Below are 13471 nucleotides of genomic sequence, written 5' to 3'. Positions count from 1 at the left end.
AGACTACATCACTTTCATATCAGAGAATGGATAGAAACGAAAAACTGCTTTTCCGCAAATGGCGCTCTTATCTACGAACGGAGTCGGCCACAGATGCGAATCAAAGCTTTCATTTCGATTGTCCCCGAGGAAGAAAAACTTACCAGGTGGAACAGTTACCGGGCCGAAAGTATACGTCATCGGCTCCCGAATATACGGTTCATCTACTTTTTTACCGTTGCGGTACAATGCTCCATCTTTAATCTCAATCGTATCCCCACCGACTCCGATTAGACGCTTAATGAAACGCTCATCCTTTTTATCCGGAACAGGTGGGTAAAAGACCACAATATCACCCGGCTTAAGATTTTCCGTCTTACTAAACTTTTCTACCGCAAGGCGGTCATTAATGTGAATAGTAGGCAGCATCGAGCCGCTTGGAACGACAACAGCCTCTCCAACATACGTCCGAATTGTCATACTAAGTACAAGTGCGATCACAATAATCGGCACCCATTCTTTTAACCATTTCCACATACAGATAGGTCCTCCTGTACTTCAACTGTACTTCTTCCTTCCCTACATTGTAAAACAAACCGGTTATCTTGTAACGACTAATTTTTTGGATTCTACTTTACCGGACAACCTCATAGGCTAAAAGGAAAAAGCACGGGAGAGCGAAAAATGCGAATATCGTACAAAGCTGTTATGCAGATCGGTTTCACGTACATCGGAACCGTGGTTGGGGCTGGTTTTGCCAGTGGCCAGGAGATTTTTCAATTCATCACCCGTTTTGGTGATAAAAGCTATCTCATTATCGCGGTGGCAGTGCTGCTGTTTATCATTGTTGGCACAAAAATTATGTTACTCTCCAGCAAAATGCGGACCGCTTCGTATGATGCATTCAACGAGTATATATTCGGGCGAACAGCCGGGGCATGGATTAATCTGATAACCTTACTTATCTTGATCTGTATTACGGGTGTGATGCTTGCAGGAACAGCTGCTCTGTTCAATCAGCACGTAAACGGCCTGGGGGTTCCTGGAGTTGCGATTACGGTATTCATCCTATATCTTGTTGTCACTCGCGGTATGCATGCCGTTATGGTAATCAATACAATCGTTGTGCCCGTCATGCTCTTATTCAGTATGTTAATCGGCATCGCTACGCTCGGAAGCGGACGAGCAGCTACAGCACTTCCTGCTCCGACACCAGATAGCGACTTATGGATGTTATCACCTTTTCTGTACGCGGCTTTCAATCTTACTTTGGCACTCGCCGTACTTGTGCCACTCGGCAGCGAATTTCAGAATCGACAAACGATTATCGCTGGCGGCATAATGGGGGGCGTCGGGCTTGGGATATTGCTCTGGTTGTCCAATTTCGTCCTCACTGCTCATCTGTCTCAAATTGAAGGAGCCGAGATTCCAATGGCCGTCATCGTCGTAAATTTTGGTCCGCTTGTTCAATGGCTATTTTCCCTCGTTATTTTTGGTGAGATTTTTACAACGCTTGCTGGCAATGTATTCGGTATTACCCGGCAACTACGGCGTCTGTTCCCTCCTTCTGTTACCGAGCGCACACTTATTATCGGTCTGCTTGCCATCTGCTGCTTCATCAGCCAGTTTGGATTTGCCGTTCTTGTTCATCACCTCTATCCACTGTTCGGTATCATAGGCTGTATTACGCTCTTGCTTATCTTCATGAAAAAAAAGCCGGTATAATTCCGGCTTTTTTCATTCAAGTTCATATAGAGACAGGCTCTTCCTGTATAGTTCTGATCCAGATCACAGGATTACTCTCTGGGCGCAGCCAGCGCAGAATGCGCAGTACATCTGCTTCTGCCAGAGCCACACACCCGGCGGTATAACTTGCAGGCCCACGCCATACATGGAGAAAAATCGCACTTCCGGCCCCTGCGATCGGCGGGTCATCATTGTACCCGATTACGAGCGCATATTTGTATGCTGAAATGCTTAGTTTTTCGAACGAATTCCAGTACTTTTTCGGCTGTGCATAGCATGTTACCCAGCGATTATAGTCAGGTGAAGCAGGGTCATCTACCCAGTAATCATGCCGCGTCACCATGCGATACGGCAGGTGGATACCGTGCGGCTTGACTGCTGTTCCGAATGCGTATCGAATCGGGTACAGCCCCAGCGGCGTTTTACGATCCCCTTCCCGCTTATTCGCCGTAACTCCATTCTTCCCGACAACAGCAGGAAACGGACCAAGTACCGGTATCCATTCACCTGCTTTTTTTGCATAAGCGGTTACGTAAGCCGCTCGCTGCTGCGCCTTCTGTACGGTGACCACAAGCATCTGTTCCGCCTGTTCCATCGGATCAGCCCCCTAGATTGTAAACTTGCGCACCGCTCCATCCAGTTCTTTTGCCATCGCACTAAGCGATTCTACCGAGTCGTGAATTTGTTCAATAACAGCCAACTGCTCTTGTGCGGCCGATGCAACCCGGCTCGTATCCTCTGCTGATTCCTTCGCAATACAGCTCATATCAGTTACAGATGCCGTCACCTGCTCAGAACCTGCAGATAGCTGCTCTGTTGCTGCTGATACTTCCTGAATCTGTTCCGCGACCTGTTTAGCCGCGTCTACAATGCTTTCAAATGTAGTTCCAGCATGTCGAACAACTTCCATCCCTTCGGCTACATCTTTCGTTCCTTTTTCCATCGCTTCTACTGAAAGAATCGTGTCACCTTGTATTTCCTGAATCAGTTCCGTAATTTTACCAGCTGATTGCTCAGACTGCTCGGCAAGCTTACGCACTTCATCTGCCACAACAGCAAAGCCTTTGCCATGTTCACCAGCACGAGCTGCTTCAATCGCTGCATTAAGCGCCAGCAGATTCGTCTGGGAAGCAATGTCGGTAATCACTTCTACGATATGTCCGATTTCCTGCGAGCGTGTATGTAACTGGGTAATGACTGCAGATAAATTGTCAACCGAGCTATTGATTAGTCTCATCTGATTCCCGGCTTTGCGAATCATCTCATTGCCCTGCTGTGCCTGTTTCGCCATTACATCCGATGATTCAGAAACGATCGAAGAATTCTCTGCGATCCGCTGAATCCCAATCGCCATCTCTTCCATTGAACGCGCACTCTCACCCGCGCCTCCCATCATCGTCTCAGAACCTGCAGCCACTTTCTGAATAGCTGCTGCAATCTCATGCGTTACATGATTCGCTCCCTCCGCATTTGCAGCGAGCTGACGAGAACTATTCGCGAGACCGGCTGCATTGTCATTCACCTGCTTAATAACCGTACACAGCCCATTCATCATATTATTAAACGTGCGATTCAATTGGCCTAGTTCATCGCTTGCTTCATAGTCTCCCCGGACTGTCATATCCCCGGTCTCTGCCTGCTCCATCAATTCCTGTATGCGCACAAGCGGCTTAGAAATCATGCCCGAGATAATCGAACAAAGCGCTGCACAAACAATCATAGCAATTACAAAAGTACCAATCATAATGAGATTCGCTTCATTTGCATTTTGTCTGCCTTGCTTACTCATCTCATCTGCCCGTTTGACGTTGTAATCGGTCAACTCTTGCAGAAGACTGTTGAACTCATTTAACGGTGTAAGCGCATGGCTTACAAAGTATGTATACGCTTCCGTTTGGTGTCCTGCTAATGCAAGATCAATCGCTTTCTGTCGCTCTGCTCGATACTCCGGTACAATTTCCTTAATTTTGTTCATACGTTCTTTCTCGTATTCATCAAGTGAAAGTGCTGCAAATTGTCCCAACACTTGATCCGATTTCTCAATCCGCTCCTTAATCTCTTCCACCATATCCTGCTGTCGCTTCACATCTTTCTCAAGCATTAACCGAGCTGTCAACGCCTCAATCCCCCGTGAATGAGTACGTGCTTCATTCAACCATTCTACAGGTTGAAGACTTTCTGCATACATTGCCTCTGTCTGCTTATTTAAATCATTCATATGTGTATATCCCGAAATTCCTACAGTGGCCAGAAAAATCCCAACTACCACATTCAATACAAGCATTTTCTGACGAACTCGTAAATTACGCAACCATCCCATACCATCCATCTCCCCTCTGTACATCAATACTCCCTTTTTTTATTTTACCAGAGAATTACTAACCTAGTATTTATTATATTAAAATTTTTCGTTACAAAAAAAGCTCGTCATAAAAGACGAGCTCTCTACTAGATCCATTCTATGCGAGAAAAAATCTGATACTTGAACAATGCCAGCACAAAGTCAATATAATAATCATTTCGCACAATCACACGACACCTCTGGTCGGCCTGCGGATAAAAAAATACGTCTGTAATCACACGATCACGATCAAAATGAGCACGTACTTTCTGAAAATCATGCACATACTGACCAGGAATTTTAAAATGAAATAGAAATTCACGATCCTGACCGTTTTCCTTTTCTTCAACATCCAACTCTTCTGTAGCATAATGATAGCGAATCATCCCATTCCTCCTTTTGCTACTATATTTATAAATAGCGTATGTAAATATATACAGTCGAGATAATAATCGAAATCAGCATAAGCGGAAAGCCAATCCATAAAAACCGCATAAATGAAATATGATGCCCTTCCTTCGCGGCCATTCCTGCTACAATCACATTCGCACTCGCTCCAATCAACGTTCCGTTCCCACCGAGGCACGCGCCGAGCGACAGCGCCCACCAGAGCGGTTCGAGATGCTCCATCCCCATTTTGCCCATCTCCTGAATCATCGGAATCATCGTAGCCACAAATGGAATATTATCGACAAATGCAGACGCAATTGCACTCAACCATAAAATCAACATAGCCGTTTCTTTTAGATTGCCACCGGTAAGCGCTACCGCTTTTTGTGCTAATGCAGCAATTACTCCGGTCTCGATTAAACCAGCAACTAATACAAACAGGCCAATAAAGAAGAAAATCGTCGTCCATTCTACTCGTTCGAGCGCAGGCTCTAAGTAAGCCTCTCCACTAATCAACAGCAGCAAAAATGCTCCAGCTAGGGCTACCGTAGCAGATTCAAGATGCAGTGCCTGATGGGCAAAAAAACCACCAATCGTCAGCACAAGCACAAACAAGCTCTTTTTGAGCAATTTGTGATCAATTAGCTCTTCCTTCTCATTCATCTGCATAAGCTCAGCCTGCAATTCCGGCTGTGTTCGGAGCTGATCGCGATACCAAAAAGCGAGGATCGCAATCGTTACCGCAAGAATTACAACAATAACCGGAGCCAAATTCACAATAAAAGCCATGAATGTCAGCTCTTTAACCGCGCTGCCGATCATAATGTTCGGCGGGTCTCCAATCAGCGTAGCCGTTCCGCCAATATTAGACGCCAAAATTTGCGTCAATAAATACGGAATCGGTGTCACACGCAGCTGCCGGGTAATACTGAACGTAACTGGCACCATAAGTAACACCGTTGTTACGTTGTCAAGAAAAGCCGAAGCCAGCGCCGTAATCAACCCGAGCGCTACCAAAATCCGAACCGGATTCCCGCCTGCTTTCTTTGCGGCCCAGATCGCAATATACTTGAATAATCCTGTCTGAGCGGTAATACTCACAATCACCATCATCCCGATCAACAACCCAAGTGTATTGAAATCAATATGATGGAGTGCCATTTCCTGACTAACAATCCCTGCCCCCACCATCAGAAGCGCACCGATCATGGCAACAATCGTGCGATGAATTTTTTCTGAAATAATAAGCGCATAAATCACCAGAAAAATGGCGATCGCATAAATCGCCTGCTGTTCCATAAACCATCCTCCTGCTTGTCTAATCAAATTACTTTGTTATTAATGCTTATTATACCGGATTTTTAGTGTATAGTTTAAAAATACATGATATTTCTTATCTTAACCAGGAGGTCATTCTACATGGAAATGCTCGATACTCACATGCTACTCTTCCTGCTTGCGACAGGGTTCCTCGCCGCCTTCATTGATTCAGTTGTCGGCGGTGGCGGACTCATCTCACTTCCTGCCCTGCTGTTGACCGGTCTTCCTTCAACGGTAGCACTCGGTACAAATAAATTGGCGAGCACAATGGCGTCCTGCACCAGCACAATTTCTTTTATGCGCTCTGGCAAAGTCAATTTTAAGCTAGTCAAATATTTATTTCCACTTTCGTTAATCGGGTCCGCTTTTGGTGCTTATGCGGTTACCAAAATCCCGCCAGAATTCCTTAAACCGCTCGTCGTTGTACTATTAATTGGCGTAACGGTTTACACGCTGTTCAAAAAAGATTGGGGCAGCACATCGACGTATCAAGGAATCACAAAAAAAATCGCCATTCTGTCTGTGACAGTGGCGCTACTCGTTGGTTTTTATGACGGCTTCTTCGGACCGGGGACGGGTTCGTTTCTACTGTTTGCCTTTTTAATGATGGGATTTGATTTTGTGGGAGCGGCTGGCAATGCCAAAGTGCTGAATTTTGGCAGTAACATCGCTGGGCTGGTTACCTTTGCTGCACTTGGCCATATTAACTACCAATACGGGATTCCAATGGGGATCGCCATGATTATCGGCGCATTGATCGGCTCACAGGTTGCCATCCGTAAAGGCTCTAGCTACGTCCGGCCATTGTTTATTGGTGTAACCGTGCTGATGATCGGCAAACAAGTGTGGGATTTGCTCGCCCATTAATCCTGCTGCTTACTCGGTTCATCCCATCGCTTGTCAAGCAACAATGGTGTCTCAAGCAGAACCGCCTGATTCTGCCGATAGATCGAATCAAATTGCTCCAGCGGCACCGGATTGACACCAATCCCGATCTCAACCGTATAGCCAGGGCGGCGGTACTCCTGAATGAACCAGTCTTTATATCCGGCATAACTATTCGCTGTGCGGACTGGCTGATACGTACTCAGCACCTGCAGCTGCTGGACAATCGCCCGGCTCTCCGGCGGCTCCATGTGCTGATATCCCCAGTAGATCACCTGACCCTGCGAGTGATACGCAAGTACACCAAGAAAATCATGCGCTTTTGTAAAGGCATAAACAGCCTGGGCTTCCGGCTCTGACAAAGGAGTCGGTCCACCATAATGGCGAGGCGATGGGCGATCCGGGCTTGTTTTAGCCTCCTCCTCCCATCCCGCCGGCCATTGGTGGTTCAAATCCACCCCTCGTACATTTGCCGTCCATCCGGTGAAATTACATACTCCACCATTAATATCGAGTACTTCTTTGTAGAACGGGTGGCATGGATCCATTCCTTCTACAGATAGCTCTACTCCGTCAGGATTTACAAGCGGCACAATCCAGATCGTAAACGTGTCTAGTAACTGTCTCACATTATACCCATCTAGCCATTCATCACGTGCATATGCACAAGCAGCATTCTCCACGAATTTCATTAATACAGCTGCTGTCAACCATTCATTCGCATGCCAGGCACCACTGTAGAATACCTCTTTTTCCCCTATTCCAAGTCGAATGGCATACAGCGGCTTGCCTAATACTGAATAACCAATCACCTCCATCCCAAGGAAGGGATACAGATCAAGGAGTGCGGCCAGATCATGAGCAAGATTGCGATGCGTATACTCTTCATCCGTGCGTACGATTCCATCAGGCTGACTTGGAGGCAATGCAATCACTTTACCAGGTTCAAGTGCCATGCCATCCGAAAAATGATTGATAGCTGCAATCCTCTCTGGTGCTAGATTGAACGCCTGCGCAATAAAATCAAGAGTATCACCCGGTTGTATCTCGTAACGTCGAAGTGATCCGACAATCGACAGCATTTGTCCCGGTATGAGCCGTACGCCAACTACTCCTGGATTACAGTATCGAACTGCCTCTACGCTCACACCAAATCGGTTGGCGATTTTTTGCAGTGTGTCTCCTTTTCGCACTGTATATTGCATACGCATCTCCCCTTTCTCTTTATTTTCGTACCCCAATCAAAATAAGCGCCACGCCGGCCAGAATCCATACTAATTTTCCAAAACTAACCCGTTCCGCTACACCAAGCAGGCCGATGGTTGTCGTCAACAACAACACGAGCGGTCCAACAAATGCTAAGCCAGAGTTAATCAGAAGTGCTTTTTCCACCTGATTCACACGTAAAATAAAAAGTGCCGCAAGTATTTCCAGTGACCCGGACAAAATGCGGAGTGAGGCCATACCGAGAATTGCCTTTTCAAACACGGGCTTTCCCTCCCTTTCTTCCAAACGTATGCATGTACCTACCGGAATAGTCGTCCGACACTTCTTTGTTTTGTCCGGCATACTATACAGACATAACGTCTACGGAAAGAGGAGAACAACTATGAAGATCGAAGTCGTGCAAACCGTAGAAGAAATCCGCCATGAGCAGGTGGCCGGACGTACTGTTATCGTCATTGATGTGCTAAAAGCAGGCAGTACGATTGTAACCGCACTTGATTTGGGATTTGCTTCTGTACTCCCTGTCGAAACCATTGGGCAGGCACAACTACTACGAAAGACGCCAAATGTCATCTTCGCTGGTGAGCGGCACGGCAAAAAAATTTCCGAATTCACATACAGTAATTCACCTACTGAATTGTGCACCCATAAACAGCCCGGACAACAGCTTGTGCTGACAACAACAGATGGCACAATCGCAATCAGTAAAGCAGCCCGTGCCGCTCATCTACTGATTGGCTGCTTCCTAAATGCATATGCCTGCATCGAAGAAGCACTGCGTCGTCAGCTCGATATTACGCTGTACTGTGCCGGAACACGGCAGGCTTTTGCCTTAGAAGACGGACTGGCAGCCGGACTTATGATCGAACACGCCAGAACCCTTCTACCATGCGTACGTATATGCGACCTCGGCATTGCTCTTGCTGCAAGCTACACACACTTAGCCTCATCCCTTCCTGATCTCCTGCTTGAGACCGCAACCGGCAGGCGTATCGCCCAGCAGCAGGGAACAGCAGATGTGCTGTACTGCGCCAGATTGAATACAACTTCCATCGTTCCGATGCTGCAAGACAAAAATCTGATTGCAGCTACAATCTCTTCATTAAATTGAATGCTAAATCGATAGTATGCTAGAATACTAGAGAAGCTAAAAAACGAAAAAACCGAGCATTCACCCCAAAGCGTGTATGCTCGATTTTTGTGTTTTCTAAAAAGAGAGGGATATACTGTGAACAAACAAACAACGATGCTGGCACTCCTGTTGGCGGCCGCATCTTTTACAGCAGGCTGCACATCTGAGACCGGATCAAAACCATCAGATCAGACAGCTACGCAACCACCAAGCCAAAATAACAGCCACAAAAATACCCAGGCCCAAGCTCAACCTGACCCGCTTACAGATGAGAGAACAAAAGCAGCACTGGCTACTACCGTTATGAAAAATAATAGCGGTGTTCAGGAAGTAACAAATATGAATGATGTACTGGTCGTGGTAAACAAGCAGCGGAATCTTCAATCTACTTTTGAACCGTCTGATCTTGTAGAGCCAAATATTCCATTCTCATTCAAAGAAAAAAGCCCGCGCAAAATGATGCGTAAAGAAGCAGCGACAGCGCTTGAAGAGCTATTCGCTCAAGCGAAAGCGGAAAACATCGACCTCCTCGGCCAATCAGCGTACCGTCCGTATTCGATGCAAAAATCAGTATTTGCCCGCCTAACCAAAAAATACGGCAGTGAAGAGAAAGCAAATGCCGTCAGTGCCTATCCAGGTCAAAGCGAGCACCAGACCGGCCTTGCGATTGACATCACAAGCAAACGCATGGGTAATACACTTGAGCAAACGTTTGGCGATACACCGGAAGGAAAATGGCTTGCAGCAAATGCACCAAAATACGGCTTTATCATCCGCTATCCAAAAGGTAAAGAATCCATTACAGGCTACGCGTATGAACCGTGGCATATTCGCTATGTAGGCAAAACTGTTGCCCAGGAAATTACAGAGAAAGGGATCACTCTTGAAGAGTATCTGTCACAATAATTCCTTAACTTTGCTCGAACATTTATGCTATCGTACAATAAGAAATAATTAAACACGTGTTTATGGAAGAGAAAGGTGTGGAAGAATGAGCGCAAAGCCATTTAATGATAATTTTTTGAAAGCATGCCGAGGTGAGGAGCACAACCACGTACCTGTATGGTATATGCGTCAGGCGGGTCGTTATCAGCCAGAATACCGTAAAATTCGCGAAAAATATTCGCTGTTTGAAATTACACACCGCCCGGAGGTCTGTGCGGAAGTTACTATGCTTCCAATCCAGCAGCTTGATGTGGATGCGGCCATTCTGTTTGCTGACATCATGACACCAATGCCGGCCCTTGGAATTGATGTAGAAATTAAATCAAGCATCGGACCTGTCATTGCCAATCCGATCACATCCAAAGCTGACGTAGAAAAACTCGGTACGCTTGATCCGGACGCAGACGTTCCGTACATTCTTGATACGATTAAACTGTTACGTGAACAGCTCCATGTCCCACTCATTGGCTTTGCAGGCGCTCCTTTCACACTTGCCAGCTATTTACTTGAAGGCGGTCCATCACGTAACTACTATAAAACAAAAGCTTTCATGCATGCTCAACCAGAAGCATGGCATCTATTGATGGACAAGCTTGGCGAAATGACGATTACTTATTTGAAAGCACAAATCAAGGCAGGTGCTCAGGCAATTCAAGTGTTCGACTCCTGGGTAGGAGCACTTAATGCGCAAGATTATCAGACGTTCGTAGCTCCAGTTATGAACAAGATTTTCTCTGCTCTTCAAGATGAAGACGCACCAAAAATTATGTTTGGTGTCGGAGCAAGCCATCTGCTTACGGAATGGAATCGCTTGCCGCTTGATGTCATCGGACTTGACTGGCGCACAAGCATCCAGTCTGCACGGGAGCAGGGCGTAACTCGTACTGTTCAAGGTAACCTTGATCCAGGTCTGCTTCTTGCTGATTGGGCACAGATTGAACAAAAAACAAAAGAAATTCTTGATCAAGGCATGGAAAACCCGAACTTTATTTTCAACCTTGGTCATGGTGTATATCCGCAAGTACAAGTTGAAACCCTGCAACGTCTGACGGCGTTCATCCATGAATACTCCGCCAAAAACTAGCGGACGAAGGCAAGTGGGAGGAGTAAGAACGATGACGAAACAGCGAATGGGACTGCTCGTGATGGCGTACGGAACGCCGCACAGTCCCGATGAAGTAGAATCTTACTATACACATATTCGACGCGGGCGAAAACCTACCCCCGAACTTCTGAATGAGTTGATCACACGATATGAACGGATTGGGGGGCTCTCCCCTCTTGCTCGTATTACAGAGGAACAGGCCAAGGCGCTTGCTGCAAAGTTAAATGAGATGCAAGACACGATTACGTTTACAGCCTTTCTCGGGCTTAAGCATATTACCCCGTTCATTGAAGACGGAGTGAAAAACATGCGGGAAGCAGACCTGCACGAAGCTGTTAGCATCGTGCTTGCGCCGCACTACTCCACGTTTAGTGCGCAATCATATAATGATCGCGCACAGGCGGAGGCGAAAGCAATCGGGAATATACGCATCCATTCGATTGACAGCTGGTATGATCAGCCTGCGTTCATCCGTTATTGGGCAGATCGCCTGCGTGAGACATTTTCGACCGTTTCGGAAGTGGACCGTGATCGGACAGTTGTGCTATTCACAGCGCACAGCTTACCAGAACGCATCAAGCAGATGAATGATCCGTATCCCGAGCAAATTGCCCATACCGCTCGTATGATTGCAGAAGAAGCAGGCATACAGCATTATACAACCGCCTGGCAGAGCGCAGGTCGAACACCAGAGCCATGGCTTGGACCAGATGTGCAGGACCGAATGCGTGAGCTGCATGCAGAAGGCTACACGACAATGGTATTCTGTCCGGTTGGATTCGTATCGGACCATCTAGAAGTATTGTACGACAACGACATTGAATGTAAGCAGATAGCCGATGAACTTGGTATCCGCTATCTGCGTCCACCTATGCCGAACACACATGATACATTCATCGAGGGACTTGCAAACGCTGTGCTGGATGAGATTGCAAAGAAAGAACGTGATAAATAATGACTCCAACCCATACAGTTGCGATCATCGGCGGTGGGATCACTGGCCTGACAACTGCGTACTATTTGCAAAAGGCCGTTCGGGAACAAAATTTGCCGATCCGCTATGTACTCATTGAAGCAGAAGACCGTCTAGGCGGTACAATCATAACAGATTACACGAACGACTTTGTGATTGAACTCGGACCCGATTCCTTTCTGGCTCGCAAGACAAGCATAATTCGTCTCGCAGAGGAAGTCGGGCTTAAAGATGATCTTGTGCGCAATCATACCGGACAGGCTTTTATTTTGACAAATGGCCAGCTTCATCCAATGCCAGGCGGTTCCATCATGGGCATTCCGACAAAAGTAGCTCCGTTTGTTACCACGTCTCTCTTTTCCTTACCTGGGAAAATGCGAGCAGCCTGCGACCTGTTTCTCCCACGCGCCCAGTCAAACGGATCTGATCAGTCACTAGGGAAGTTCTTCCGTCGTCGTCTTGGCAATGAAGTGGTAGAAAACTTGATTGAGCCACTTCTCTCCGGTGTATATTCAGGGGATATTGATGACTTAAGCCTAATGTCGACATTCCCGCAGTTTTATCAGGTGGAGCAAAAATATCGCAGTCTCATTCTTGGCATGCGCTCTACGACACCTAAGCAACCAAAGTCAGCCGGTGATAAAAAGTCGTCAAGCGCTTTCATGACATTCAAAAGCGGACTCCAATCATTGGTAGAATCGATTGAAGCTCGGCTCGACCCAAACTGTATCCGCACAGGAACGAGCGTATCTCGCGTGGCACAGGCGGAAAGTGGCTATACGCTTCATCTATCAGATGGCACACAACTGAATGCAGACAGTGTGGTGCTTAGCTCATCCCTACATCCAACGCGGAAGATGCTAGCGGAATACGATTTCTCTCATCTGCTATCTGAAATTCCTACTTCATCTGTTGCAACTGCTGCCCTCGCCTTTCCACTCGAAGCGATTCAGCAAGATGTGAACGGCACAGGCTTCATCGTATCCCGCAACGAAAACTTTACGATTACCGCCTGTACGTGGACACATAAAAAATGGCCGCATACAGCTCCAGCAGGTAAAGCACTACTTCGTTGCTTTGTTGGTCGTCCGTGGGATGATTCTCCGGTCCACCTTCCGGATGAGGAACTAATCGCGGTGATTATGAATGACTTGAACAAAATTATGAAGATCGATCAAAAACCGGAATTTTATCGTATCTCCCGTTGGAAACAAGTGCGTCCACAATATGTAGTCGGGCATAAAGCTCGCATCGATCAATTCGTACATGAGCTTGGTGAGAACATGCCTGGTATGTTTGTCGCTGGCGCTCCCTACTATGGATCAGGGCTTCCCGATTGTATTGACCAGGGAGAAGCTGCTGTATCTGAAGTAATCAAGTTTTTACATACGCCTTCAGCTATTTCACTTTAATATGCATAACGAAAGA

At 46.7% G+C, this 13471-nt stretch carries 14 protein-coding genes; 7 read left to right on the top strand and 7 right to left on the bottom strand.

What is annotated here, in order from left to right:
* Positions 1-3: 3 nt before the first annotated feature.
* Positions 4-516 carry a signal peptidase I gene (gene lepB / locus PO771_RS04605; RefSeq protein ID WP_272562106.1) on the bottom strand — a complete coding sequence of 171 codons (513 nt, stop codon included), beginning with the start codon at positions 514-516 and terminating at the stop codon, positions 4-6.
* Between the two features lie 147 nt (positions 517-663).
* Between lepB and PO771_RS04600 the strand changes: the two genes are divergently transcribed.
* On the top strand, positions 664-1704 hold the full coding sequence (locus PO771_RS04600; RefSeq protein WP_272562105.1) for a YkvI family membrane protein: 1041 nt from the start codon (positions 664-666) through the stop codon (positions 1702-1704).
* 22 nt (positions 1705-1726) lie between these two features.
* On the opposite strand, the gene PO771_RS04595 is transcribed toward PO771_RS04600, so the two are convergent.
* The 4 genes from PO771_RS04595 to PO771_RS04580 form a co-directional block, all read right to left on the bottom strand.
* Entirely contained in the window at positions 1727-2320 is a 594-nt protein-coding gene (locus PO771_RS04595) for a L,D-transpeptidase family protein (RefSeq protein ID WP_272562104.1), read from the bottom strand.
* 12 nt (positions 2321-2332) lie between these two features.
* Positions 2333-4045 carry a methyl-accepting chemotaxis protein gene (locus PO771_RS04590; RefSeq protein WP_272562103.1) on the bottom strand — a complete coding sequence of 571 codons (1713 nt, stop codon included), beginning with the start codon at positions 4043-4045 and terminating at the stop codon, positions 2333-2335.
* A 128-nt stretch (positions 4046-4173) separates the two neighbouring features.
* Positions 4174-4452, bottom strand: coding sequence for a hypothetical protein (locus PO771_RS04585; RefSeq protein WP_272562102.1), 279 nt, complete (start codon positions 4450-4452; stop codon positions 4174-4176).
* Between the two features lie 25 nt (positions 4453-4477).
* On the bottom strand, positions 4478-5755 hold the full coding sequence (locus tag PO771_RS04580) for an ArsB/NhaD family transporter (protein ID WP_272562101.1): 1278 nt from the start codon (positions 5753-5755) through the stop codon (positions 4478-4480).
* A gap of 120 nt (positions 5756-5875) precedes the next feature.
* Here PO771_RS04580 and PO771_RS04575 point away from each other — a divergent pair, with 120 nt between their 5' ends.
* Positions 5876-6643 (top strand): sulfite exporter TauE/SafE family protein, encoded by a 768-nt coding sequence (locus tag PO771_RS04575; protein ID WP_272562100.1) that lies wholly within the window; start codon positions 5876-5878, stop codon positions 6641-6643.
* On the opposite strand, the gene PO771_RS04570 is transcribed toward PO771_RS04575, so the two are convergent.
* Both PO771_RS04570 and PO771_RS04565 read right to left on the bottom strand, forming a co-directional pair.
* Positions 6640-7866 carry a M14 family zinc carboxypeptidase gene (locus PO771_RS04570; RefSeq protein WP_272562099.1) on the bottom strand — a complete coding sequence of 409 codons (1227 nt, stop codon included), beginning with the start codon at positions 7864-7866 and terminating at the stop codon, positions 6640-6642. The two genes, PO771_RS04575 and PO771_RS04570, sit on opposite strands and share 4 nt — an antisense overlap.
* Positions 7867-7885: 19 nt before the next feature.
* A complete protein-coding gene (locus tag PO771_RS04565) occupies positions 7886-8149 on the bottom strand; it encodes a DUF2619 domain-containing protein (RefSeq protein WP_272562098.1) in 264 nt (87 codons plus the stop codon).
* Between the two features lie 121 nt (positions 8150-8270).
* On the opposite strand from PO771_RS04565, the gene PO771_RS04560 reads away from it, so the two are divergent.
* The 5 genes from PO771_RS04560 (at position 8271) to hemY (ending at position 13455) form a co-directional block, all read left to right on the top strand.
* On the top strand, positions 8271-8999 hold the full coding sequence (locus tag PO771_RS04560; protein ID WP_272562097.1) for a 2-phosphosulfolactate phosphatase: 729 nt from the start codon (positions 8271-8273) through the stop codon (positions 8997-8999).
* Positions 9000-9116: 117 nt separating this feature from the next.
* On the top strand, positions 9117-9926 hold the full coding sequence (locus PO771_RS04555; protein WP_272562096.1) for a M15 family metallopeptidase: 810 nt from the start codon (positions 9117-9119) through the stop codon (positions 9924-9926).
* Positions 9927-10011: 85 nt separating this feature from the next.
* On the top strand, positions 10012-11049 hold the full coding sequence (gene hemE / locus PO771_RS04550) for a uroporphyrinogen decarboxylase (protein WP_272562095.1): 1038 nt from the start codon (positions 10012-10014) through the stop codon (positions 11047-11049).
* 31 nt (positions 11050-11080) lie between these two features.
* Positions 11081-12025 carry a ferrochelatase gene (gene hemH / locus PO771_RS04545; protein ID WP_272562094.1) on the top strand — a complete coding sequence of 315 codons (945 nt, stop codon included), beginning with the start codon at positions 11081-11083 and terminating at the stop codon, positions 12023-12025.
* Entirely contained in the window at positions 12025-13455 is a 1431-nt protein-coding gene (gene hemY, locus PO771_RS04540) for a protoporphyrinogen oxidase (RefSeq protein ID WP_272562093.1), read from the top strand. Before hemH ends, hemY begins: the two co-directional genes overlap by 1 nt.
* The last annotated feature ends 16 nt before the right edge of the window (positions 13456-13471 follow it).

This window comes from Aneurinibacillus uraniidurans, from assembly GCF_028471905.1.
In the GTDB taxonomy this organism is placed as follows: Bacteria; Bacillota; Bacilli; order Aneurinibacillales; family Aneurinibacillaceae; genus Aneurinibacillus; species Aneurinibacillus uraniidurans.
This window is presented reverse-complemented; position numbering and strand designations above follow the sequence as displayed.

Coding starts and splice junctions, on each gene's coding strand:
- lepB (WP_272562106.1), bottom strand. CDS start 516: ATGTGGAAATGGTTAAAAGAATGGGTGCCGATTATTGTGATCGCACTT.
- PO771_RS04600 (WP_272562105.1), top strand. CDS start 664: ATGCGAATATCGTACAAAGCTGTTATGCAGATCGGTTTCACGTACATC.
- PO771_RS04595 (WP_272562104.1), bottom strand. CDS start 2,320: ATGGAACAGGCGGAACAGATGCTTGTGGTCACCGTACAGAAGGCGCAG.
- PO771_RS04590 (WP_272562103.1), bottom strand. CDS start 4,045: ATGGGATGGTTGCGTAATTTACGAGTTCGTCAGAAAATGCTTGTATTG.
- PO771_RS04585 (WP_272562102.1), bottom strand. CDS start 4,452: ATGATTCGCTATCATTATGCTACAGAAGAGTTGGATGTTGAAGAAAAG.
- PO771_RS04580 (WP_272562101.1), bottom strand. CDS start 5,755: ATGGAACAGCAGGCGATTTATGCGATCGCCATTTTTCTGGTGATTTAT.
- PO771_RS04575 (WP_272562100.1), top strand. CDS start 5,876: ATGGAAATGCTCGATACTCACATGCTACTCTTCCTGCTTGCGACAGGG.
- PO771_RS04570 (WP_272562099.1), bottom strand. CDS start 7,866: ATGCAATATACAGTGCGAAAAGGAGACACACTGCAAAAAATCGCCAAC.
- PO771_RS04560 (WP_272562097.1), top strand. CDS start 8,271: ATGAAGATCGAAGTCGTGCAAACCGTAGAAGAAATCCGCCATGAGCAG.
- hemE (WP_272562095.1), top strand. CDS start 10,012: ATGAGCGCAAAGCCATTTAATGATAATTTTTTGAAAGCATGCCGAGGT.
- hemH (WP_272562094.1), top strand. CDS start 11,081: ATGACGAAACAGCGAATGGGACTGCTCGTGATGGCGTACGGAACGCCG.
- hemY (WP_272562093.1), top strand. CDS start 12,025: ATGACTCCAACCCATACAGTTGCGATCATCGGCGGTGGGATCACTGGC.